This window comes from Mesorhizobium sp. W050 (genome assembly GCF_054719535.1).
The window spans coordinates 835463-858948 of sequence record NZ_JBTTIH010000001.1 but is presented as its reverse complement, the minus strand read 5'-3'; the positions used below and the strand labels follow the sequence as shown (position 1 = coordinate 858948).

The window sequence follows — 23486 nt, the reverse complement described above, 5'->3', positions numbered from 1 at the left end:
CCAGGGATCCGCCATGCAACCATTTGCGCATCCGTCCATTTTCCGACACGCCCTGTCGCGCCGCGACGGCTCTTGAAATCGACAAGATTTTATTACCCGGCTAAAATATTCCGGATATTGTTCAAGACTGTCATGCCCATGATTCGCAGCCCCGTTTTCCTCCCTGCACTGCGCGCCCTCCGCGTCGCGGTCCCTGTCTGCGTGCGGGTTTCGAAATGAGCGGCTCCGTCGTCCTGCTGCATCTGGCGGGCGCGGTGGCGCTGATGTTGTTTGCCACCCGCATGGTCAAGACAGGCGTCGAGCGCGCCTATGGCGACGTGCTGCGTCACCGGCTGCGCTCCACCATGCGCAATCCGATCATGGCGGTTTTGGCCGGCTGCGGCCTGTCCATCGCGCTGCAGAGCTCGACCGCCGTCACGCTTCTGGTCGGCTCCTTCGCCGGCGCCGGCATCGTCTCGGGCATGTCGGGCCAATTGGCTGTGCGCGGCGCCGAGATCGGCTCGGCGCTGGTGGTCAAGCTCTTGACCTTCGATCTGACTCTGCTGGTGCCGATCTGCCTCGTCGCCGGCACGGTCATGTTCATGGCCACCGAGCGGCGCGACTGGCGCCAGTTCGGCCGCATCCTGGTCGGCATCGGCCTTTTGGTACTGTCGCTGGAGATGATCGGCCAGGCCTCGGAGCCGCTGCGCCAGAGCACGCTGATGCCGCTCATCATCGAATATTTCTCCAGCGACTACGTCACCGCCTATCTGCTCGCCGCGCTCGTCACCTGGCTGTTCCACTCCTCGATCGCCGCCGTGCTTTTGATGGTGACGCTGGCCGGCCGCGGCTTCATCCCGCCCGAACTCGGCATCGTGCTGGTGCTCGGCGTCAATCTCGGCTCGTCGATCATCGCGCCGCTGCTCACCCGAAGTGCCGAACCTGGCGTGCGCGTCGTGCCGATCGGCAATCTGTTGATGCGCGGCATGGGCTCGCTGGTGATGCTGATCCTGTTCATGACGCTGAAGCCACCGGTCGCCTTCCTCGGCGCCACCGTGCCCGACCAGATCGTCAATGCCCACATACTGTTCAATGTGCTCATCCTGCTCGCCGGCCTGCCGCTTGCCAGCCTGATCTATCGTGCTTCTGAGAAGATCGTCGCAATGGGCACCAAGCCGGCGCCGGCTACAGAGCTCGATGTGGTCGAACTCTCCGCCCTCAACGACGGCGCGCTCGACGTTCCGAGCCAGGCGCTGGCCAACGCCACCCGCGAGGTGGTGCGCGTCTGCGAGACGGTCGAGATCATGCTCAAGCGTATCATCGAGCTGTATGAAAGCGCCGACGGCGACAAGATCCAGGCGCTGGCCGCCCTTGACGACCGCGTCGACAGGAAGCACGCGGCGATCAAGCTCTATCTGGCCAAATTGACCAGGAACTCGCTCACAGAGGGCGAGGCGCTGCGCTGCCAGGAGCTGATAGGCGCCTGCGTCAAACTTGAGCAGGTCGGCGACATCATCGTGCGCAACATGCTGGTGCATGTGAAGAAGAAGTTCGAGCGCGGGCTGGAGTTCACGCCCGAGGGCTGGAGCGAGCTGCTCGCCTTTCACAGCTCGGTGCTGGCCAATGCCAGGCTTGCCTTCAACGTGCTGGTGTCGCGCGATCCTGAGACCGCCCGCCAGCTGGTGCTGGAAAAGGACCGGCTGCGCGACCGCGAAAAGGAAACCAGCGCCAGCCATTTCGTGCGGCTGCGCGACGGCACCGCCAAGAGCGTCGAGACAAGTTCCATCCACCTCGACACCATCCGCGACCTGAAGCAGATCAACTCGCTGCTGGCGTCGATGGCCTACCCGGTGCTGGAAGAGCGCGGCCTGCTCGGCGGCTCCAGGTTGAAGGCGAGCTGATCAAGAAAACCTAAACCGGCCGCAAAAATTTCTGCATTGCCGGCAAGCGCCATCCATGATTTGAGGCCAACTCGTTCAAGGATCGCTTCCGCGCCATGCTTCCGCTCATTGCCCTGTTCATCGCCGCCTTCGCTTTCGGCACCACCGAATTCGTCATTGCCGGCGTGCTGCCGCAAGTGGCCGACGGCCTTGGCGTTTCGATCCCGACCTCCGGCTATCTCGTCTCAGGCTATGCCGGCGGCATCGCGGTTGGCGGGCCATTGCTGGCGCTCGCCACCAAGGGCATTTCCCGCAAGACGCTGCTGCTTTGCCTGACCGTCGCCTTCACCATCGGCCAGGCCGCTTGCGCGCTGGCGCCCGATTTTACCTCGATGCTGCTTCTGCGCATCGCTGTGGCCATTGCCCATGGCGCCTATTTCGGCGTCGCCATGGTGGTTGCCGTCGGCCTTGTGCCCGAGGACAAGCGCGGCATGGCTGTCGCAGTCATTCTCTCCGGCCTCACCGTCTCCAATGTCATCGGCGTGCCGGCGGGTACCGCGATCGGCAATCTCTGGGGCTGGCGCGCCACCTTCTGGGTGATGTGCGCGCTTGGCGTGGTAGCCTTTGCCGCCATGGCTGCGCTTTTGCCGCGCACGACAGGCGCATCAAGGCCATCCGCCAGTCTTGGCAGCGAGGTTCGCGTGCTGGCGCGCCAGCAAGTCTGGACCTCGCTGATCCTGATGCTGACGTTGATGATCGGCCAGTTCGGCCTGTTCACCTACATCACCCCGACACTGCTTGAGGTGACCCATCTCGACGAGAGCCTGATCCCCTGGGTGCTGCTGCTCAACGGCGTCGGCGCCACCGTCGGTGTGTTTCTCGGCGGCAAGCTTTCCGATTGGAAGCTGATGCCGTCGCTGATCACCATGCTTGCGCTGCAGGCGGTGATGTTGGGCGTTATCTATGCCGTCAGCCCCTACCCCGTGCCGATGGTCATCGCCATCGTTATCTGGGGTGGCCTCAACTTCGCCATCGGCACGCCGATCCAGACCCGCATCCTGGCCTGGACGGCGGACGCCTCCAACCTCGCCTCCTCGCTCATCCCCTCCGGCTTCAATGTCGGCATCGCGCTCGCCGCGTCGCTGGGCGCTGCCATGCTCAATGCCGGCTACGGCTATCGCAGCCTGCCGGTTGTGGGCGCTGCCGCCATGCTGGTGGCGGTGGTGGTGGCACTTGCCTCCTACATCTGGGAGGGGCGCAGCCGGGCAGCGCCGCCGCTGCCGGCACCGGCCGAATAGCGTCGGACTACAAATCGATCCGGAACAACAAACTCTCGGCGCCGCCATACGCGGCGTCCTTGATGAACGGACCGACCACACGGCCGCCATTGGCCAGCACCACCTTCTGCGAGGCCGGATTGTCGAGGTCGGTGGTGATCTCGACATATGGCAAACCAACAGCCCTCGCCTCGTCCAGCATCAGCCGCAGCGCCTCGGTCGCATAGCCTCGTCCGCGCTTCCACGGCACCACGGCATAGCCGATATGGCCGAGCACATGCGACGGCAGCGCGGCCGTACCCGGCTGCCAGCGAAAGCCGATCGAGCCGGCGGCCTCGCCGTCCCAGATCCAGCGCCGGAAGCCCGGCAGCCGCGGCACGGTCGTGCCGTCCGGCAAGGTAATCGGGCCTCCTTTGGCCTCGGGATCGTCGAGGCTGGCAAGGAACGCCGCGGGATCCTCGTCGATCGCCGCAAGTTGCTCGCGCGTCGCTTCCATCAGCCGGACATTGTCCGGCGACCAGCCACGCTCGAGCGCCGCCTTGTAGGAGGGCAGATGTTCGAGCGTGGGTTTGACGATTTCGATTATGGTGGGGCTCTCCGGCAGGTCAAGGCTTGGCTCGCTTAAGCCGGTGCGGACCGTTTCTTGCCCAGAGGTGATGTCCCGCCCCCTGCTCTCCTTCGCCACTGAAGCGGTGTCGGCTCTTACTGCAGCAGGCCTTTGACGATGCCGCTGGCCTTGCCGAAATCCATCTGGCCGGCATATTTCTGCTTCAGCGCGGCGATCACCTTGCCCATGTCCTTTTGGCTGGCGGCACCGGTCGCAGCGATCGCCTCGCGCGCCACAGCTGTTACGGCGGCGTCATCCAGCTGCGTCGGCAGGAAGCCGCGGATGATCTCCATCTCGCCACGCTCCTGCGCGGCCAGATCCGGGCGCTTGCCGTCCTCGAACGCCTTGGCCAATTCCTCGCGCTGCTTCACCATCTTGGCCAGGATCTGCAGGATCTCCTCGTCGCTGGCGGGGTCCTTGGTCGAGCCGCGATTGGCGATGTCGCGGTCGTGGATGGCGGCCTGGATCAGCCTGAGCGTCGGCAGGCGGTGCTTGTCCTGCGCCTTCATCGCGCTTTTCAGGGATTCGGCGATTTTTGCGCGCATGATGCTTTCTCCTTCGAACGGCGCGGACAATAACCGCGGCCCATCCGCAAATCAAACGCGCCAAAGCTCTGATATCATTCGCTGAAACAAATGCTCGCCGTTTTGGCACGGCATCATTGACCGCTCTGGCGCCTTTCCCTATGTACTCGGCCTTGCATAAGACAAAGAATTGATGCGCGCAGGCTCGAGAGATCGGCCGCGCCGTTTGCTGCGCAGATGGCCCGCCATCGAAGCGCGCAGCGTGACAGGAGCGTCGCCATGGCCGAGATGACCCCCGAACTGACCCCGCCTTGGGCAACCGAAAAGCCGACCGCCGTCCTGGTGCTGGCCGACGGCACCGTCATCGAGGGTCGCGGCCTCGGCGCCACCGGTTCCGCCGTTGCCGAAGTCTGCTTCAACACCGCGCTCACCGGCTACCAGGAAATTCTCACCGACCCGTCCTATGCCGGCCAGATCGTCACCTTCACCTTCCCGCATATCGGCAACATCGGCACCAATGACGAGGACATCGAGGACTTGAACCCGGTCGCCCGTGCCGGCGCCGTTGGCGCGGTGTTCAAGGCCGATGTCACCAACGCGTCCAACTACCGCGCCGGCACCGGGCTGGACCAGTGGCTGAAGAAGCGCGGCATCGCCGCGCTGTCGGGCATCGACACAAGGGCGCTGACCGCGCTGATCCGCGAAAAGGGCATGCCCAATGCCGTCATTGCGCACGCGCCCGACGGCATCTTCGACATCGACGATTTGAAGCGGCGCGCCGCCGCCTGGTCGGGCCTGATCGGGCTTGACCTCGCCAAGGAAGTCACCTCGGGCCAGTCCTCGGTCTGGCGTGAAACGCCCTGGGTGTGGAACGAAGGCTTTGGCGAACAGGCCGAGCCGTCGATGCACGTCGTCGCCATCGACTACGGCGTCAAGCGTAACATCCTTCGCCTGCTTTCCGGCCTCGGCGCCAAGGTCACCGTGGTTCCGGCCGGCACCGGCTCGGAAGAGATCCTGGCCATGCAGCCCGACGGCATCTTCCTCTCCAACGGCCCCGGCGACCCGGAAGCCACCGGCGACTACGCGGTGCCGGTGATCCAGGACCTGCTCAAGACCGAGATCCCGGTATTCGGCATCTGCCTCGGCCACCAGATGCTGGCCCTGGCGCTCGGCGGCAAGACCGCCAAGATGCATCAGGGCCATCACGGCGCCAACCACCCGGTCAAGGATCATACCACCGGCAAGGTCGAGATCGTCTCGATGAACCACGGCTTTGCCGTCGATGCCGACTCGTTGCCCGAGGGCGTCGAGGAAACCCATGTCTCGCTGTTCGACGGCTCCAACTGCGGTATTGCGCTCACGGGCCGTCCGGTGTTCTCGGTCCAGCATCACCCCGAGGCCTCGCCCGGCCCGCAGGACTCGCACTATCTGTTCCGCCGCTTCGTCAACCTGATCCGCGAAAAGCGCGGCGAGGAACTGCTGGCCGAACGGGTTTGATTTTACAGGTCTTCGCCTAGCCGTTGCCCAGATCGTGATGCTCCGAATAGCCGGAGTTACAAACGCGGCGCGATTGCCCTTGTCTTGGGTCAATGGAATAACCGGTCAACCGGTCTGTTTGTGACGGCGCGAAGCGACGAAGGCTTCGAGAGCGCCGACGGCATCCCGTGAGCCCAAGCCCTCCTCATCGCTTCGCTTGCGCGCCGCATTAACGGACGAAGCACACACCTATGGCGGGTTCGAAGTTCGCGCCTGGGTGACCTTACGCCACCGGCCGGCCTTCGCTGGCCTCCAGTATGGCGAACCATTGCTGGCGGTCGAGGCTGATCTCCAGCGCCTTGACCGTGGCTGCCAGCCGCTCGGGCTTCATCGTGCCCAGCACCGGCGCCAGCCGCGCCGGATGACGCAACAACCAGGCGATGGCGACGGCGGCGAGATCGCCGGCGCCGATCTCGGCAGCCACCGCCGCGATTGCCGCCCTGACCCGCGCCTCGCGCCCTTCCTTGCCGGTGAACAGCAAGCCGCCGCCGAGCGGCGACCAGATCATCGGCGCATAGCCGAGGCGTTGCGCGTGATCGAGGCTGCCATCCACCAGCGCATTGGTTTTCAGCACCGACATCTCGATCTGGTTGGTGGCCAAGGCAAACGGCAGCCGCGAAGCCAGAAGGTCGAACTGCGACGGCGTGAAATTGGAGACCCCGACCGCTCTCACCTCGCCCGACTTGACCAGCCCGGCAAGGGCCGCCGCCGTCTCGTCGGCATCCATCAGCGGATCCGGCCGGTGCAGCAGCAACAGGTCGAGATAGTCGGTGCCGAGATTGGCGAGCGAACGGTCGACCGAGGCCGCAATATGGGCGGCACTGGTGTCGTAATGCTTCAGCCGGTTCTGAGGCCGGTTGGCCGATGCCAGCATGATGTCGCATTTCGAGATCAGCTCGATGCTGTCGCGCTTGCCCTTCCAGCGCGACAAGCCGGCGCCAAAGGCAGCTTCCACCTGGTAATGCCCGTAAATGTCGGCATGGTCGAAGCTGGTCAGGCCGAGATCGACCGCGGTGCCGATCAGCCGCGCGACCTGATCGGCGTCCGGGCGCGCGGCGTTGTCGAGCAGGCGCCAGGCGCCGAACACCAGCCGCGACAGCGACACTCCGTCCTTGGTCAGCTCTATGCGGCTGTCATGGCTCATATCTGGGCTCCATCTTCCGCAGCGCTGTTGGCAACGCTTTTCACCGCCGTCGGCCTCGCAACTTTCGTTACAAAGACAATGACGGCAAGCGTCAGGAAGCACGCGCCAACCAGATAGGGCGCGCCGCCAAACACCACGGGCGCATTAGGCCCGGTGAACCAGGAAAAGATCGCGGTGTACAGCAGCGGCGTGATGATCGAGGTGATCGAGAAGATCGACGTCATCGCGCCCTGCAATTCGCCTTGCGCCGATGGCGGCACCTTGGCGGCGGCGAGGCTTCTCAGCGGCGGATCGGCCAGTGCTTCCAGGCAGCCGACGACGATCACCGCATAGATCATCCAGCCTTGCGAGGCGAAGGCGTAGCCGAAGGCGCTGGCCGCCGTAAATGTCAGGCCGATCACCGCCGTCTTCCACTCGCCAAGTTTGGGGATCACGCGCGGCAGCACCGTCGCCATGACGATCGCCCCACACAGGCCGAAGGCGCCGAGCGAGAAGCCGATCTGCTGCTCGCTCCAGCCATAACGATAATTGGACACGAACGACCACACCGCCGGATACATCATGTGGCCGAGCGTCATCAGGAAGAAGGCGAGCCCGATCCAGCCGATGCCCTGATATTGGCGCATCTGCAGCAGCGTGCCGACCGGGTTGGCGCGTTTCCACTCGAAGCGGCGGCGGTGCTTTTCATCGAGCGTTTCAGGCAGGAAGAACATGGCGATGAGGAAGTTCACGAAGGCAAGCCCGGCGGCAAAGTAAAACGGCACTCGCGGCCCGAACGTGCCGAGCAGCCCGCCCAGCACCGGCCCAATGACGAAGCCGACGCCGAAGGCGATGCCGAGCAGACCGAAATTCTTCGCCCGGTTGTCGTCGTTCGAGATGTCGGCAATGAAGGCCGACGTCGTCGAGTAGCTGGCGCCCGAAATGCCGGCCAGCACGCGGCCGATGAACAGCATCGGATAGGACCAGGCGATGGCGCAGATCAGATTGTCGATCGAGAATGTAAGCACCGAGGCAAGCAGGATCGGCCGCCGCCCGAAGCGGTCGCTCAACCCGCCCATGATCGGCGCAAAGAAGAACTGCATCGCGGCATAGACGAAGAACAGCCAGCCGCCCTCGATTGCCGCTTCGCTGATGCCGACGCCGGAAAGCTCCCTGAGAAAGGCCGGCAACACCGGCATGATCATGCCGAAGCCGATAATGTCGAGCAGCAGCGTGGTGAAGACGAGCGCAAGGCCCCGCCTGGCGGTTTTGGGGTCGATCATGATGGCGTCTGCTCCCTCGGACCGCCCTTGGGCGGGCGCCCGTTATAGGCGAGGCGTCACTTTGGAACAATAGGAGAACGCCTCAGGCGTTCTCCTCCTGACATCTGTTGCCGGTGGTAAATCGGCCCGCCGACGGATGCGCTTTGAACCGCGGTCGGCTGGAACTTGCGAGCGCCTCAAACCGGACCGGTCAGCGTGTTGCAATCCGACAGCTTGCCGCTCTTGTAGCCGCGCGCCAGCCAGGTCTGCCTTTGCTGCGACGTCCCGTGGTTGAAGCTTTCCGGAACGACATAGCCCTGCATCTTCTTCTGCAGCGTATCGTCGCCGATCTGCTTGGCGGCGTTGAGCGCCTCTTCGATGTCGCCCTGTTCCAGAATGCCCTTCTGCGCGGTGAAATGCGCCCAAACGCCGGCGAAGCAGTCGGCCTGCAGCTCGATGCGCACCGACATCTGGTTGGCTTCCGCCTCACCCATCGACTGCCGCATCTGGTTGAACTTGGGCAGGATGCCGGTGAGGTTCTGCACATGGTGACCGACTTCATGGGCGATCACATATGCCTGGGCGAAATCCCCCGAGGCGCCGAACTGCTGGTCGAGCTGCTGGAAGAAGGTGGTGTCGAGGTAGACCTTGTGGTCGCCGGGACAATAGAACGGTCCGGCTGCCGTCGAGGCGGAGCCGCAGGCCGAGCGGATCTGGCCGCTGAACAGCACAAGCTTCGGGTCCTCGTATTTCAGGCCCTGCGACTGGAAGATGCCGGTCCAGGTCTCTTCGGTCTCGGCCAGCACGGTCGCCACGAACTGCTTCATCTCGTCGGAAGCAGGCGTGCCGGCGCCGTCGTCCTGGCCGCCGCTGTTGTCGGTAATCTGGCCACCGCCACCCGGCAGCACGCCGCCGCCGTCGCCGCTGCCCAGGATCTGCGACGGGTCGAAGCCGAAATACCATCCGGCCAGCACCACGAGGACGACCAGCAGGATGCTGCCGCCGCCGCCGGTGCGGCCGCCGATCGGGATGCGGAACTGGCCAGGGCTGCCGCCGCCGAAACCACCACCGCCGCCGCTGTCGCTGCGCTCGTCCTCGACATTGTCACTCTGACGGCGGCCCTTCCAGAGCATGGCAACTCCCCGTATGCAAATTTTCGGCTGGCCTGGCCGATTGTCGTGGCCCAGTCCGACCCAACAGACAATTATCGCAATGGTTGCGCCAAGTCACAGTATTTTTCGTGGAAGCGGCATCGCGCGTTCGCACTCTGGTCGAGGCGGCATGCGCGCTGTAGCATCCGGTTCGAACGGGGTATCGGGGACTTGCTGACGATCGGTCGATTTCTCCTGCTGGCGGTGGTGCTATGCCTCGGCCCGGCGCCGGCGCGCGCCGTGACACTCGATTCCAGCGTCGCCGTAACCGATCCCGAGACATTGCAGGCGCTTGAGCGTGGCGGCCTGTCGATCAGCCGCCTGCTCGGCCCGGCGCTGGGTCTCACGCGCGAGGTCGACAATCGCGGCCTGTTTTCGGTGCGCGCGCTGACCCCGGTGCGCAACGCCGTCAAGCAGGAGATCGCCGATGAGCCTACCAATAGCCCCGATCCCTATGTCGCCGCGCTGGCGAAGACGAGGGACCCCAGCCAGAAATTCAACCCGAAATACATCGACGATGACGGTTCGACGCTCGACCTGACCGGCATCGTCAACCGCATGGACCGCGGCTATCTCGGCCACACCGAATGCGGCGAGATCAGGCTGATCTACCGCTTCCATTACTCGGTGGCGGAAAAGCCGGCGATGGGAAAGACGGCACAGCGAATTTCGTCGCGGCTGCCGCTGACCATGAGCCTGGTTTTCAACGCCAGGCCCGGCGAGGCTCGCCCTCGCGCTTCGAGAGATCGCCCAAGCGCCACCGCCGTTTCCTGTGCCGAAATCGCCAAGCGCTGGCTCGCCGCCGGCCAGAAGAACCTTGCGCCCGAGCAACTGGCAGCCTGGCTGCGCTCCGACGAAGGGCCGCTCTCCAACGCCATGCTGAATTCGTCGCAGATCATGCGGCTTGAGCTGAACATGCAGGTTCTCCGGCTGTCGGCCTCGAGCCGCCGCGACTTCGGTGGCCACGCCGAATATCTCCTCAAGATTTTCAAATGGGACCCAACGACGTCCACCTTCCAGGAATCGAAGATGGAGAACCAGATCGACCGGAAAGTGGTTCTGGCCGACCGGCCGGCCTTCGCCAAATGGCTGCTCACCGACCGCAACATCTACGATCTCGACCGCGGCCGGCTGGTCATCGACGACAAATTCCTGGCGACCAGCGCCGTCTCGGTCGCACCCGGCGGCATGGCCAGATCGCAAAACAACATCGCCTATGGGCTGCTCGACGATGCTGACATCGACAAGGCGTTGCAGGATTATGTCGCCAGGGGCAACACGCTGCGCAGCGTGAAATCGGTGGCCGGCTTCAATCTGCGTCTCAACGAAATGACCTGCACCGGCTGCCACCAGACGCACGGCATTGCCGGCTTCCATTACACCGGCGCCGATCCGGCCAGCGAGCCGCGCCGCAACGCCGTCTTCGTCCCCGGCTCGGCGGTGTTCTTCGCCGACCTGCCGCGCCGCCGCGCCATCGTCGAGGACTTCGCCGCCGGCGGCCATCCGGATTTCTCACGCGGCTTCGCCGCCCGTCCGGACGCCAAACTCGCCGAAGCGCTGAAAGGCACCGATCTCTACAATGGCTGGGGCTCGATCTGCTACAGCGGCGATGACGCCAGCTTCAAGGACTGGAGCTGCGGCGAAAGCCTGCGCTGCGCCGGCGTCCATGAAAGCGACATCCATCCGGGCTTCGGCACCTGCGTCAGCGAGGCGGCCACCGCAGTCGGCGACCCCGTCGAGTTCGGCGAGATCAAGATGTCGAGCTGGGGCAGCGACAAATATTGCCGCCTGTCGCCGGCCACCGCAAAAGCCTGCGCCATCGATCCGGCGCGCGACAAGAAACCGGTGATCAAGCTCGCCGGCTATGGCGCGGCGCGCCAACGCTATGACTACCCAGGGCAGAAGACCGGTGGCTTTCCCGGGGGCATGCTGCGCAAGGCAAGCTGCGACAAGCTTCCCGACGAGGCGACTTGCGGCCGCCTGGCCAAGACCGGTTTCAACGACTGCATCGCGTCGGGCAAGGATCACAAATTCTGCACCAGGGAATTCACCAAGACCGCCGGCCTGCGCGCCTGCGACAAGGCGCATCCCTGCCGCGAGGACTATATCTGCACCGCCGGCTACGACGATCTGGCCGCAGCCAAGCCTGGCAAGGGCTCCTGCATTCCGCCCTATTTCATCTTCCAGTTCCGCGTCGACGGCCATCCGCGCAGTTGGGTGCAGGACACCGAGGAATGAGCGGCAGGTTGCCGCTTGCGAACAGAACTCAGATCTTCTGCTTGGTGCCGGCGCTTTTGCCGTCCGAGCTTTTGGAGCGTTCCTCGAAACGCGCGGCGCCCTTTTTCAGCGCATGGCCGGTTTCGACCTCGGTCTTGCGTTCGTCCTTTGCCGCTGCCTGCCTCAAACCCTCGGCCGCCTGCTTGCCCTTCGCGGTCGGTGCCTGTTCGACGCCCATGTTTTCCTCCTTGGCGCGCAACAATCACGCGCAACGTCAGGAGCAACGAGCCTGACGTGCGGAGGTTCCAGTGGTGCGGCCCCGGCACCCCTCAGCCCGGCGCGATCATCGCCTTGCGAAAGGCTTCCAGCGTCTCGGCGCTGACATGATGCTCGATGCCCTCGGCATCGATGCGCGCCGTCTCGGCGCTGACACCGAGCGAACGCAAAAACGCTTCTACCGTCTGGTGGCGGATGCGGCTCTCTTCCGCCACCTTGCGCCCGGCGTCGGTCAGGAACACACCGCGATAGGGTTTTCTGGAAACGAGCCCGTCGGCGCACAGCCTGGTCAGCATCTTGGCCACCGTCGGCTGGGCGACACCCAGCCGCGCAGCAATATCGACCTGACGCGCCTCATTGCCGTCCTCGATCAGGTCGGCGATCAGCTCGACATAATCCTCGACCAGCGCGCCGCGGCGCGCTTCGCGCTGCTGCCGGAACCCTTTCGAATGAATCTCGGCGTCAGGCAGCGGCTCCTCGCGTCCAACCGGTCTGTGCTTCAGCGCCAACACGCGCTCCTTCCCATCTTTTGACAAGAATCGGCTTTGGGCAAAGCAATCGCCCTTTGCCATTCATAGCACGGGCTTAACTGTTCCAGCCGTTTATTTCCATTCCATGGCAGGCGCAACCGGCGTTTGCGATCCCCTGCCGGCCTGCCGGTCGGCGCAACAGGAAGCACATACAATGAAATATAGCCTATTGCATAATGTTGAGCCCTGGCATAGATAGGATGACGTCAACCGATCCACCCAGTGGAAAGCCCTCCATGTCCGAAGCTGACGCTACCTTGGGATCATCCTGGCGATTTGACAGGCCGGAGGACAATCCTCCCAGCCTGCGCGAGGTGAACTCCACGATCGCGGTGCCGCAGTCCGGCGTCTGGTTCCGTCGCCTGTTCGCCTTCATGGGACCGGGCTACATGGTCTCGGTCGGCTATATGGATCCGGGCAACTGGGCCACCGACCTCGCCGGCGGCGCCCAGTTCGGCTACACGCTATTGTTCATCATCATGCTGTCCAACCTGATGGCGATCCTGCTGCAGGCGCTTGCCGCCCGGCTTGGCATCGCCACCGGCCGCGACCTCGCCCAGGCCTGCCGCGCCTATTATCCGCGTCCCGTCAGTTTCGTGCTGTGGATCGCCTGCGAACTCGCCATCATCGCCTGCGACCTCGCCGAGGTGATCGGCACGGCGATCGCGCTGCAGCTTCTGTTCGGCATTCCGCTGATCGGCGGCGCGTTGCTGACGGCGCTCGACGCCTTCATCGTGCTGCTCTTGATGAACAAGGGTTTCCGCTATCTCGAAGCCTTCGTCATCGCGCTTCTGATCATCATCTTCGGCTGTTTCGCCATCCAGATCTTTGCCGCTGCCCCTCCGGTCGGCTCGATCCTGCATTCGATGTTCGTGCCGTCGACGGAGATCGTCACCAATCCGGCGATGCTCTACATCGCCATCGGCATCATCGGCGCCACGGTGATGCCGCACAATCTCTACCTGCACTCCTCGATCGTACAGACACGCGCCTATGAACGGACCGAAAAAGGCAAGCGCGACGCCATTAAATGGGCGACGACGGACTCGACCATCGCGCTCGTCCTGGCGCTGTTCGTCAACGCCTCGATCCTGATCGTCTCGGCGGTGGCCTTCCATGGCACCGGCCATCAGGATGTCGCCGAGATCGGCCAAGCCTTCGAGCTCTTGTCGCCACTGCTCGGCCTCGGCATCGCCTCCATCCTGTTTGCGGTGGCGCTGCTGGCCTCCGGCCTCAACTCGACCGTTACGGCAACGCTTGCCGGCCAGATCGTCATGGAAGGCTTTTTGCGCCTGCGCATTCCGCAATGGGCGCGCCGGCTGCTGACGCGCGGCATCGCCATCGTCCCGGTGGTGGTCGTCACCGCGCTCTATGGCGAAAAGGGCACCGGCCAGTTGCTGGTCTTCAGCCAGGTGGTACTGTCGATGCAGCTGCCCTTCGCAGTCATCCCGCTGGTGCAGTTCGTCTCCGACAAGAAGAAGATGGGCAACCTTGCCATTCCCCGCGGCGTGGCGGTCCTCGCCTGGGTCGTCGCGGCGGTCATCCTGGTGCTCAACTTCAAGCTGCTCTACGACACCGTCTTCGGCGTCGGCTGAGTTTCTTCTTGAGCAGTTCGCCGTTTCGCCGAAACGGCGAACTGCTCAATCTCTTGTTTTGACGCAATTCCGGGCGGAAAGCCGCCTCACACTTTTCCTGGAATTGCTCAAGACGGCGACAAACCGGCGGCTTGCGCTATCTTACCGGCCATCATGACAAGTGTCGAAGACGCCAGGAAATTTTACGCGCAGCTGATGGCGGCCAATGCCGGCTCGGCCGATCCGCGCCTCGAAGAGGCGTTCGCCACCGTTCCGCGCGAGGCCTTTCTCGGTCCCGGACCCTGGGCGGTAGTCGCCGGCAGGGCGCTCACCACCGGCAACGGCAAGATCATGACGCCGAGCGCCGATCCTGTTCACATCTATCAGGACGTGCTGGTGGCGCTCGATGCCGACAAGGGCATCAACAATGGCGAACCCTCCCTGCACGCCATGTGGATAGGCAGGATCGCCCCCAGACTGGACGAGGCCGTCACCCATATCGGCGCCGGCACAGGCTACTACACCGCCTTGCTGGCGCGGCTGGTTGCGCCCGGCCCGGTGACCGCCTTCGAAATAGAGGCAGATCTTGCTGCCAGAGCAACAAAGAATCTCGAAACCTACGGCAATGTAAGCGTCGTCCACGGCGATGCCGTCACCGGCGATCTGCCGCCGTCCGACATCATCTATGTCAATGCCGGTGTCGTCGCACCGCCGGCTGCCTGGCTGCGGGCGCTGAAACCCGGTGGCCGCATGATCTTTCCCTGGCGTCCGTCCCAGGGCGTCGGCCTGGCCGTGATGGTAACCCGCAACGACAAGGGCTTTGCCTGCGACCCCTTCATGCGCTCGTGGTTCATCCCCTGCGTCGGCGCCTCGGCGGCCGGTTCGGCGGCCAAAATCCCCGACCTCCAGAAGGCGGCGCGCAGCCGTTCGATCTGGCTGACATCAGACAGGGCGCCGGACCGGACCGCCACCGCCATCATCGGCGACGTCTGGTTTTCGTCGCAGGCGCTTGGCGGCGGGCGACGGCGGTAGGTACCCTTGTCGGCCGGCAGCGTTTTTTTGCCAACGCCTGTCGGGCGGCCGCCGGCCTGTCCGTCCTTAGATCGAAATCCGGCCCTGACGGCGCGGATCCTGGAAAAGGAAAATCCAATGCGAAAGATCATCGCTTCCACCTTCGTCAGCCTCGACGGCGTCATGCAGGCGCCAGGCGGCCCGGAAGAAGACCCGGTTGGCGGCTTCGAATTCGGCGGCTGGACGTTCCACTACTTCGACGAGGTGGCGGGGGTGGCCATAGAGGAATTGTTCTCCAAACCCTTCGCCCTGCTGCTCGGCCGCAGAACCTACGACATCTTCGCCGCTTACTGGCCGTATCAGAAAGATGCCATCGGAGATGCCTTCAACCCTGCGACTAAATGTGTGGCGACGCATCGGCCGGATTCGCTCACCTGGGAAAATACGCAATGGCTTGGAGAAGATATCGTCGCGGCGTTGCGCCGCCTCAAGAAGGAAGATGGGCCTGACCTGCTCATCCAGGGTTCGAGCGAGCTGATCCAGACTTTGCTCGCCAACGGGCTGATCGACGAGATCCGGTTGATGATCTTCCCGCTGCTGCTGGGCAAGGGCAAGCGGCTGTTCGATGGTGGTGCGATGCCCGCCGCTTTCAAGCTGGTCAAGTCGCAGGCCACTACCACAGGCGTCATCATGGCGACCTACGAACGCGGGGGTGAGGTCAAGGTCGGGTCGTTCGCTACGCAGAAGCCGTCAGAGGCCGAGCTCGAGCGGCGTAAGAACTGGAAGTAACAGGGACAGGCTTGGCACCTTTCCTCTCCCCCGATCGACGGGGGAGAGGAAATGCAAGTTCTGTCAAGCCGCCACAGCCCGCCGTGCCAACCCACCCCGGATATACCGCGCGAACTCCTGCGCTGCCGGCGCCGTGCCGTACTTCGGCAAATGCAGATTGATGGAAAAATTCGGCAGCGGCGGCAGCCCGGCATCAAAAGCCAGGATGTCAAGATCGGCAGGCACGGTGGAGGCCAGCCAGGCGGTGACGGCAAGGTCGGAGCGCACTGTCGCGGTCGTGGCGTCGATGTTGCCGTTCTCGAACACGGTGCGCCATTCCAGCCCGTGCTCGTTCAGCGCCGACAGCACCACCGGGCGGAAGGCGCAGGTGTCGGCGACGATCGACACCGGCAGCGGCCGCTTGGCGCGGGCGACGCCGCCCTTGGCCCCCACCCAGACCAGCCGGTCAATGGCCAGGCACTCACCGGCGGACGGGCCGACCGGTTCCTCGATGACGGCAAGGTCGATGGTGCCGGCTGCAAGAGCCGCGGCAAGATCCGGCGAGGCGGCGCAGAGTAGGGATATCTCGATCTTCGGATAGGTCTCGGCATAGGCTTTCAGCACCGGCGCCAGCAAGGTGCCGACAAGGTCATAGGGAACACCGAGCCGCACCTGGCCGGCGACCTCGGTGCCCGCCATCTCGGCCCAGATCTCGTCATTGAGGCCAAGCAACCGTTTGCCCTTGCCGAACAGCCGCTCGCCGGGCCGCGTCAGCCGCAAGCCACGCCGGTCGCGCTCGAACAGGCTGCAGCCCAGCGCCTCCTCCAGCCTTTTGATCTGCTGGCTGACGGCGCCTTGCGTCAGATGCAGCGCGTTCGCCGCCGCCGTCATGCTGGCCTTGTCGGCGACAGTGACGAAGGTGCGGATCAGCGCTGTGTCGAGGTTACGGATCATGGTTGGCATTATACCTACTAATGCCAACCATCGCAAACATTGCATTTACTGAAGTATGCAGAAGTCTACCGTAGGGCCTTCGATGGAGGACGCCTCATGTTGCAGCCCATCTTTCCGCTCATCCTGTTTGCCTTCGTGGCCACCGTCACGCCGGGAATCGCCACCACCCTGTCGACTGCTTCAGGTGCGCAGTTCGGCTTTCGCCGTTCCGTTCCCCTATTGATCGGCAGCGCTGCCGGCCTCGCCACCGTGACCGCTGCTGCCGCCGCCGGGCTCGCCGGTCTGCTGCTGGCCATGCCGTCGCTGCAACTGGCGATGAAAATCATCGGCTCGCTCTATCTCATCTGGCTGGCAATCAAGATCGGCCGCGCCGGGCCGCCTGATCTCGATGTGGCGATGGCAAAACCCAACAGCTTCTTCGGCGGCGCCGGCATTCAATGGATGAACCCGAAGGGCTGGGCGATGGGACTGGGTGCGGCGGCCTCGTTCGCAGCCCTTGCCGACGGTCCGGGACAACTCGCGCTGCTGCTCGGCTCGACCTTCGGCTTCACCGCAGCCATCTCGCTGTCGATCTGGTGCGTGGCGGGCATGGTGCTGGCACGGCTGCTCAAGACCGAATGGCAATGGCGCGCGCTCAACATCGTGCTGGCGCTGGTGCTGGCTGCGTCGATCATACCGATGTGGCGGGGAGCGTAAACGCAGAGGTCGGCGCCAGTACCGCACCCGGACCTGCGGTCCGACCTCCCCACAAAGGGGAGGTAGGGGAGCGCGCACTTTATCCTCCCCCTTGTGGGGAGGGCCGCGAACGAAGTGAGCGGGGTGGGGGTCCTGGTTCGCGAAGCGAACCAGCTACTCTCAAGCCGCGTAACGCGCCGCCGGCTTGTCGGCGTGCAGGCTGCCGTAGAAGACTTGCCTTGCGCCGAGGAAGGTGTCGAGCTTGGCTGTGTCGGCAAGTGCCGGCACGGTGACGGCTTCGCCCCTGGATAGGCCCACAAGCGCGGCATCGACCATATCGTCGGCGGACATGATGATCTCCTTCGGCAGATTGTGGATATCGCCACCGGCGAGCTCCCAGAAATCGGTGCGGGTCGCGCCCGGCAGCACCGCCTGCACCTTCACATTGGTGCCGGCGACTTCGCGGTGCAGGGCCTCGGTGAAGTTGACGACATAGGCCTTGGTACCGCTGTAGATGCCGCCGAACGAGGTATCATAGGCGAGCACAGAGGCGATGTTGACGATGGCGCCGCGGTTGCGCGCAAGAAGCCCCGGCAGAACGGCGCGGGTCAGGCGGGTCAAGGCGATGACGTTGACCTTGATCATGCGCTCGGCCTCGTCGGCGTCGGCCGTTGCCACCACGGCCTGGCCGCCAATGCCGGCATTGTTGACCAGCAGCGTGACGCTATCGTCGGCTGCGATCGCCTGCTCGACGCGGCGCACATCATTGTCGTCGGCGAGGTCGGCTGATATCACGCTGACCTTGCGCTTGTAGGCATAACGCAGCTTTTCAGCCAGTTCCTGCAGCCGGTCGGCGCGCCGCGCCACCAGCACCAGATCGTAGCCTTGCCCGGCCAGCCGGTCGGCATAGACAGCACCTATGCCGGCCGATGCACCAGTGACGACTGCGGTACCCTTGTTGTCCTGTCCACTCATTGTCCTGTTCCTTTTTCTGCCCGGCGAGACAGGTCGATGACCCTCGTCCCGCCCTGATCTCCAGTTAGTGGCATATACCACTTTCTGGGAAGTAGGCATATACCACCATCTTGTCAACGGAGGCGGCAGAAACTATTTCTGCGACAGGCCGGCAGCGGTTTTGCCGGCAAGGAGTCGTGATGAGCAAGACCGTGCTGCCGGGATTCAGCCTTTGCAACAACGCCACGCTGCGGCGCGCCGCGCGCAAGCTCGGCCGCTTCTATGACGATGTAATCTCGCCTTCGGGTCTGAAGGGCACGCAGTACGGCCTGCTCTACCAGATCCATGTCAGCAACGAGCCGGCGATGGGCACGATTGCAGAAGAGATGGTCATGGACCTGTCGGCCCTCGGCCATACGCTGAAGCCGCTGATCCGCGACGGCTATGTCGACACCTTCGCTGACAAAGACGATCGCCGCGTCAAGCGGGTGCGGCTGACGCCGCAAGGCCAGACCAAGCTCGAGGAGACGACGCAATTGTGGAGCACTGCTCAGCAGCGCTTCGAGGCGCTGTTCGGCCCGCAACGAGCGGCAGATCTGCGCGCTATGCTGGATGAAGTCGCGGCGCTGGAATACGACGTGCCGGCGGCCGCCCCTTCAAGCTGAAAGAGCGGCCGCCGGTCCTTTGCAAAGATCTATTCGGCCGGCATGGCGACCGGCCGGGCCGCCCAGCGGCCGGCCAGCACCACCCCAAGCCCGATCAGCGGGAAGATGGCGGCGACCAGGCCGAGATCGGCCGGCACGCCGTAGCGCAGCACGGCGCCGCCGACCACAGCACCCAGCGCCACGCCGAGATAGAGCGCCGAAGCGTTGAGCGACAGCACGATCGGGGCGGCGTCGGGCGCCAGCTTGATGATGCGGCTGGCCTGCGCCGGCGGAAATGCCCAGCCAACCATGCCCCACGGCACCATCATGGCCATCAATGCCGGCCCGGCGAGATGCTGCGGCAGGAAGGTCGGGATGACCGAGAGCATCACCAGCATGACGGCGCTCAGCGCCAGCGACCAGCCGACGGTGCGCGTCGCACCAAAACGGTCGGCCGCCTGGCCGCCGGCTATGTTGCCGATGACGGCGCCGACACCGAAGGCGAGCAGCATGCCGGGCAGCGCAATCGGGCTGAGGCCGCCGCTCTGGATGGCCAGCGGTGCGATATAGGAAAACACCGAGAAGGCGCCGATGAGGGCAAGAGCGGTGGTCAGCAGGATCGGCATGACGCCGGGGCGCAGCGCCGCGGCCAGCCGCCGCCTGAGCGGCAGCTTGGTACCGACAATGCCGCGCGGCAGCCGGTACCACAGGATGGCGCCGACCAGCGCGCCGAGCCCGGCAATGGCAAAGAAGGTCCCGCGCCAGCCGGCTATCGTGGCAACCAGCGCGCCGAGCGGTGCACCGAGCGCAACCGCCACCGTGGTTCCGCCGACGACGACCGCAATGGCCCGCGCCCGGTGGTGGTCATCGACCAGCGCCACCGCCGTGCCTTGAGCGGTCGCGGCAAACAAGCCTGACGACAGCGCCATGATGATGCGGGCAATGAGCAGCAGTTCGAAGGACGAGCTCAGCGCCGCCACCACATTGCCGATGACGAAGAACGCCAGCGTCCACAAGATGACGCGGCGCCGGTCCCATTCGCCGGTCAGCGTTGCCAGGATCGGCGTGCCGATGGCGTAAGCCAGCGCGAAGGCGGTGATCAGCGTGCCGGCGAGCGGAATGGAAAATGCGGGCGTCGGTGGCGATGTCAGGCAGCAGGCTGGAGATGACGAAGCCTTCGGTCGAGATCGTGAACGATCCGAGCGCAAGCCAAAAGAGGCGCTTGTCCATAGGGCGTGTCCTTAGTTCAAAACTTATTGAACAATTGGACATAACAGGACATGATGTCAATGAAGCCAGGTGAAAATAGCTGAAGCCTGCTGACATCCCTGTGTCAGGACAGCCGTTGGGCCAATCGCGAAACGGACTGTGCATGCCCGCGAAAGATCGACGCGTTGAAATCGCCACCGACTGTGCTTAGTTTCGGGCCATGACTTTGCCGCACCCCAATACAGACCAGATCAGCCTGCCGGTTGTGCTCGGCGTGCTTGGCGACCCGACCCGGCTCGCCATCGTGCGCTATCTCGCCAGCAAGGAAGGCGTGCCGCTGAACTGCAGCCGGTTCCTCGACCTCGGCTCCAAGACCAATCTCAGCTATCACCTGGCCAAACTGCGCGAGGCCGGCGTCACCCGCGCCGAAGTGGCCGGCACCAACCGGATGATCACGCTGCGCCGCGCCGACCTCGACGCCCGCTTCCCCGGCCTGCTCGACAGCGTGATTGCGGCGGCCGGAGATGACCCGGCTCTACCCATCGTCGGCGGCCACGACATCGAAATTCCGGCGTAGCTGGTGCCGAAGTCAGGCCGCTCCTAGCGCTGCCAAAAACCGATATGCGGGGCGAGGAGTTCCTCGTCCATCTCGGGGAAAGGGCCGTGGACCTCGACCGGCTTCTGCCCGGAGCCGAGGACTGTGCGCGACGAGAGGTTCATCGTCGGGTTCTCTGCGTGATTGCCGGTCAGCGCGAGAAGCTTGGTTTCCTCGAAGCCGTAGACCAGCCGGCCGATATTCGCCCAGTACAGCGTTCCCGTGCACATCGCACAGGGCTCGCCGGTTGTGACCAGCGTGCAAGACCAGAGGAAATCCGGCGGATAGGTGTCGGCGGCACGCCGGGAGAGCTCGGTTTCGGCGTGGCGCACGGTGTTGATGTTGCCTTGCCGCATCAGGATGCGATCGTCGGGGCCGACGAGCACGCAGCCGAAAGGATGGTGCCCGTGCGCGGCAGTCTCGCGCGCGACGTCATTGGCGGCGCGAAGGTGGGCAACCATCTGGTCGCGGGTCATCGCCTGTCCTCCCCCGGATGAACTCTGGAGCGGCGTGGACGCTAGCAGATGGAGTGCTTCCGCGATAGGCGGGGCTCCCGGCTGTCTCGAACGATCTCAAGGGCTTGATAATGAAGGCAGGGGCTTGATAACGAAGACGGGCCGCAAGCCTCAACGGGCTGCACCAAGGAGCCCGCCGCATGCGCATTGCCGTTCTCGCCGACATCCATGGCAATGTGCTGGCGCTGGATGCCGTGCTCGCCGATCTAGCGCGGCGCGGCGGCGCCGATCTCACCGTCAACCTTGGCGACTGTGTCTCCGGCCCGCTCTGGCCGCGCGAGACATTCGAGCGGCTCGAAGCGCTCGACCTGCCGACGGTGCGCGGCAACCATGACCGCCGCGTCGCGGTCGATCCGGCCGACGATATGATGTGGGCTTCAGACCGCTATGCGCAGGAACGGCTGACATCAGCGCAGCGCGAAGCCCTGCTCGCCCTGCCCTTCACGCTGGAGATTGTTCCCGGCGTGGTCGCTTTCCATGCGCGGCCCGACCATGACGAGAAATACCTGCTCGACGCGATCGTCGATGGCCAACTGGTGCGCGCGCCGCTTGCCGCTATTCAGCGGCGGTTGCAGGCGCTGGACGCGGCCTGCCGCATCGTGCTGTGCGGCCACAGCCACCGCGCGGAACTGGTCCGTATCCCCGGCGGCCCCTTGCTCTTCAATCCCGGCAGCGTCGGCGCCCCCGCCTATGAAGATGACACGCCCCCGGCGCATGTTTCGGAGCAAGGCAGCCCGCATGCGCGCTACGGCATCCTCACCTTGGATGGCGATGGTCCAGACCGTTTCGAGACCATCGCCGTCGACTACGACCACGAAGCGGCGGCGAGACAGGCCGCACAGGCGGGCCGACCGGAATGGGCGCATGCGCTGAGGACCGGCTTCATGCCCAAACCCTCTTGGCCAGGCTCCGCTTGACCGCACGGCTGCGCCCTGCCTCGGCCTCGCGGCACCAAACATCGGACGCATTTTCAGACTTACATGGCCGCGTATCGTCCCTTATAAAACCGCCTTGGCATACGGCAGGACTGCTGCCGCAAGGGTAATCGGCGCACGGCCAAATGATGAGGCGCACAATCCGAACCATTTTGCATCGACTGACTGGCGCTCCGCTCCTGCGGGCAGCCCGGTTGTTGGCGGGTCCGTTGGTGGTGGGCCCGTTGTTGGTGAGCTTGCCGGCCAATGCCGAGGACGCGCCTGCCGACATCGTTTCCATAGTGACCGAGCTCGGCCCAGGCGATCTCCTCAACATCCGCGCCACGCCGTCGCCGGTCGGCAGAACCCAAGCGCGTCTGCCGATCGGCTCGAGCGTCAGGAATTTCGGCTGCAACGAAGTGGACGGCCACCGCTGGTGCAAGGTCGAGGAGATCGACAATCCACTGGTCAAAGGCTGGGCGCCCGCGCGCTATCTTATCCCCGACAATCCGACCGTGGTCGAAGTTGAGGCCGCGCCGCCCCAGGTGACCGCCAGCGCTGAAGCCGGCGGCCCGACGCTCGCGCCCGACATGCCGACGCAGCCGGCCGACGTGGCCGCAGCGCCCCGGACGACTGCACCTGCCGCCTCTGCCGCTCCGGCTGCACCCACTCAGGCTCCACCCACCCCGGCTGCACCCGCGCCGGCTCCACTCGACCTGACGGAGCGCCTTGGCGGCACGAATCCAGGCGCGCCGAAGTCCGCCGCCGAGATCGGCAGGACCGCCATGCAGGATGCTTACGGCCTTGCCTTCGCAGCGAATGAAAGTCCGCCGACGGGCGAGATCGCTGCCACGGAGGCTCCGGCGACGGAGACCACAGGGAAGCCGGTACAGGATTCCGCCGCGAATGCGGAAGTCGCACCAGATGCGACGTCCGCGCCGAGGGTACCATCCCCGACGCCACGGCCGGACCAGGCCAAAGCTGCGACCGCTACGCAAACCGTTGCACGGCTGGAACCCCCGCCCGCCCTCGGCGCCACCGCCGAGATCCCCTGCGCTCGTTATGTCGGCCAGCCGATGACCCGCTGCGCCGTCAACATCGTCCACAATGGCGCCGACAAGGCAGACATCACCGTGACCTGGCCCGATGGCGGCACCCGCGTCATCTCCTTCTCTGCCGGCATGCCGGCCAACTCGGATTCGCCCAGCGAGTTCCGCTTCACAAGGGAAGGCAGCCTCAACATGATCCGCATCGGCGCTGCCGAGCGGTTTGAGATTACGGATCAGCTCGCGCTGGGGGATTAGGTGTTAG

General features: G+C 64.6%; 22 protein-coding genes and 1 pseudogene. 12 read left to right on the top strand and 11 right to left on the bottom strand.

Going from position 1 to position 23486, the window contains the following annotated elements; genetic code table 11:
* The first annotated feature begins 215 nt into the window (after positions 1–215).
* Complete coding sequence (locus ACYG9Y_RS04135) at positions 216–1880, top strand: Na/Pi cotransporter family protein (RefSeq protein WP_023740191.1); 1665 nt, start codon at positions 216–218, stop codon at positions 1878–1880.
* Between the two features lie 95 nt (positions 1881–1975).
* Complete coding sequence (locus tag ACYG9Y_RS04130; RefSeq protein ID WP_023749109.1) at positions 1976–3157, top strand: MFS transporter; 1182 nt, start codon at positions 1976–1978, stop codon at positions 3155–3157.
* Between the two features lie 7 nt (positions 3158–3164).
* Here the strand turns inward: ACYG9Y_RS04130 and ACYG9Y_RS04125 are convergent, their stop codons facing one another.
* Positions 3165–3722, bottom strand: coding sequence for a GNAT family N-acetyltransferase (locus tag ACYG9Y_RS04125; RefSeq protein WP_023683792.1), 558 nt, complete (start codon positions 3720–3722; stop codon positions 3165–3167).
* Positions 3723–3838: 116 nt separating this feature from the next.
* Positions 3839–4288 (bottom strand): GatB/YqeY domain-containing protein, encoded by a 450-nt coding sequence (locus ACYG9Y_RS04120; protein ID WP_460223101.1) that lies wholly within the window; start codon positions 4286–4288, stop codon positions 3839–3841.
* Positions 4289–4546: 258 nt separating this feature from the next.
* Between ACYG9Y_RS04120 and carA the strand changes: the two genes are divergently transcribed.
* Positions 4547–5764, top strand: coding sequence for a glutamine-hydrolyzing carbamoyl-phosphate synthase small subunit (carA, locus tag ACYG9Y_RS04115; RefSeq protein WP_084014398.1), 1218 nt, complete (start codon positions 4547–4549; stop codon positions 5762–5764).
* Between the two features lie 262 nt (positions 5765–6026).
* On the opposite strand, the gene ACYG9Y_RS04110 is transcribed toward carA, so the two are convergent.
* The 3 genes from ACYG9Y_RS04110 to ypfJ form a co-directional block, all read right to left on the bottom strand.
* Entirely contained in the window at positions 6027–6947 is a 921-nt protein-coding gene (locus ACYG9Y_RS04110) for an aldo/keto reductase (RefSeq protein ID WP_023740195.1), read from the bottom strand.
* Entirely contained in the window at positions 6944–8209 is a 1266-nt protein-coding gene (locus tag ACYG9Y_RS04105) for a TCR/Tet family MFS transporter (RefSeq protein WP_023740196.1), read from the bottom strand. The genes ACYG9Y_RS04110 and ACYG9Y_RS04105 overlap by 4 nt, the downstream gene beginning before the upstream one ends.
* Before the next feature lie 176 nt (positions 8210–8385).
* Positions 8386–9321, bottom strand: a complete 936-nt coding sequence (gene ypfJ / locus ACYG9Y_RS04100) for a KPN_02809 family neutral zinc metallopeptidase (RefSeq protein WP_023672436.1) — start codon at positions 9319–9321, stop codon at positions 8386–8388.
* Between the two features lie 189 nt (positions 9322–9510).
* Here ypfJ and ACYG9Y_RS04095 point away from each other — a divergent pair, with 189 nt between their 5' ends.
* A complete protein-coding gene (locus ACYG9Y_RS04095; RefSeq protein WP_031253244.1) occupies positions 9511–11577 on the top strand; it encodes a hypothetical protein in 2067 nt (688 codons plus the stop codon).
* A gap of 28 nt (positions 11578–11605) precedes the next feature.
* Here ACYG9Y_RS04095 and ACYG9Y_RS04090 read toward each other — a convergent pair whose 3' ends face one another.
* Together ACYG9Y_RS04090 and mntR are read right to left on the bottom strand one after the other, a co-directional pair.
* Entirely contained in the window at positions 11606–11794 is a 189-nt protein-coding gene (locus tag ACYG9Y_RS04090; RefSeq protein ID WP_023672434.1) for a hypothetical protein, read from the bottom strand.
* Between the two features lie 91 nt (positions 11795–11885).
* Positions 11886–12341, bottom strand: a complete 456-nt coding sequence (gene mntR, locus ACYG9Y_RS04085; protein WP_023740198.1) for a manganese-binding transcriptional regulator MntR — start codon at positions 12339–12341, stop codon at positions 11886–11888.
* 257 nt (positions 12342–12598) lie between these two features.
* Here mntR and ACYG9Y_RS04080 point away from each other — a divergent pair, with 257 nt between their 5' ends.
* The 3 genes from ACYG9Y_RS04080 (at position 12599) to ACYG9Y_RS04070 (ending at position 15736) form a co-directional block, all read left to right on the top strand.
* On the top strand, positions 12599–13957 hold the full coding sequence (locus tag ACYG9Y_RS04080; RefSeq protein ID WP_023672432.1) for an Nramp family divalent metal transporter: 1359 nt from the start codon (positions 12599–12601) through the stop codon (positions 13955–13957).
* 153 nt (positions 13958–14110) lie between these two features.
* A complete protein-coding gene (locus ACYG9Y_RS04075) occupies positions 14111–14968 on the top strand; it encodes a protein-L-isoaspartate O-methyltransferase family protein (protein WP_023740199.1) in 858 nt (285 codons plus the stop codon).
* A 117-nt stretch (positions 14969–15085) separates the two neighbouring features.
* Entirely contained in the window at positions 15086–15736 is a 651-nt protein-coding gene (locus ACYG9Y_RS04070; RefSeq protein WP_023691524.1) for a dihydrofolate reductase family protein, read from the top strand.
* Positions 15737–15799: 63 nt separating this feature from the next.
* Here ACYG9Y_RS04070 and ACYG9Y_RS04065 read toward each other — a convergent pair whose 3' ends face one another.
* Positions 15800–16678: a LysR family transcriptional regulator gene (locus ACYG9Y_RS04065; protein WP_032888145.1), complete on the bottom strand. Its 879-nt coding sequence runs from the start codon at positions 16676–16678 to the stop codon at positions 15800–15802.
* Between the two features lie 87 nt (positions 16679–16765).
* On the opposite strand from ACYG9Y_RS04065, the gene ACYG9Y_RS04060 reads away from it, so the two are divergent.
* Positions 16766–17365 carry a LysE family translocator gene (locus ACYG9Y_RS04060; protein ID WP_023683785.1) on the top strand — a complete coding sequence of 200 codons (600 nt, stop codon included), beginning with the start codon at positions 16766–16768 and terminating at the stop codon, positions 17363–17365.
* 159 nt (positions 17366–17524) lie between these two features.
* Here ACYG9Y_RS04060 and ACYG9Y_RS04055 read toward each other — a convergent pair whose 3' ends face one another.
* Positions 17525–18319, bottom strand: a complete 795-nt coding sequence (locus tag ACYG9Y_RS04055) for an SDR family NAD(P)-dependent oxidoreductase (RefSeq protein ID WP_023683784.1) — start codon at positions 18317–18319, stop codon at positions 17525–17527.
* 179 nt (positions 18320–18498) lie between these two features.
* Between ACYG9Y_RS04055 and ACYG9Y_RS04050 the strand changes: the two genes are divergently transcribed.
* Positions 18499–18963 (top strand): MarR family winged helix-turn-helix transcriptional regulator, encoded by a 465-nt coding sequence (locus ACYG9Y_RS04050; RefSeq protein ID WP_023740200.1) that lies wholly within the window; start codon positions 18499–18501, stop codon positions 18961–18963.
* A 29-nt stretch (positions 18964–18992) separates the two neighbouring features.
* Here the strand turns inward: ACYG9Y_RS04050 and ACYG9Y_RS04045 are convergent.
* Positions 18993–20172, bottom strand: a pseudogene (locus ACYG9Y_RS04045) (MFS transporter).
* A 199-nt stretch (positions 20173–20371) separates the two neighbouring features.
* Here ACYG9Y_RS04045 and ACYG9Y_RS04040 point away from each other — a divergent pair.
* Positions 20372–20728, top strand: a complete 357-nt coding sequence (locus ACYG9Y_RS04040) for an ArsR/SmtB family transcription factor (RefSeq protein WP_023672424.1) — start codon at positions 20372–20374, stop codon at positions 20726–20728.
* A gap of 23 nt (positions 20729–20751) precedes the next feature.
* On the opposite strand, the gene ACYG9Y_RS04035 is transcribed toward ACYG9Y_RS04040, so the two are convergent.
* Positions 20752–21222: a nucleoside deaminase gene (locus tag ACYG9Y_RS04035; protein ID WP_023672423.1), complete on the bottom strand. Its 471-nt coding sequence runs from the start codon at positions 21220–21222 to the stop codon at positions 20752–20754.
* A 179-nt stretch (positions 21223–21401) separates the two neighbouring features.
* Between ACYG9Y_RS04035 and ACYG9Y_RS04030 the strand changes: the two genes are divergently transcribed.
* Positions 21402–22178 carry a metallophosphoesterase family protein gene (locus tag ACYG9Y_RS04030; protein ID WP_023740201.1) on the top strand — a complete coding sequence of 259 codons (777 nt, stop codon included), beginning with the start codon at positions 21402–21404 and terminating at the stop codon, positions 22176–22178.
* Between the two features lie 248 nt (positions 22179–22426).
* The gene (locus tag ACYG9Y_RS04025) at positions 22427–23479 is read left to right on the top strand and encodes a RodZ family helix-turn-helix domain-containing protein (RefSeq protein WP_245260496.1); all 1053 of its coding nucleotides are present in this window, start codon (positions 22427–22429) and stop codon (positions 23477–23479) included.
* The last annotated feature ends 7 nt before the right edge of the window (positions 23480–23486 follow it).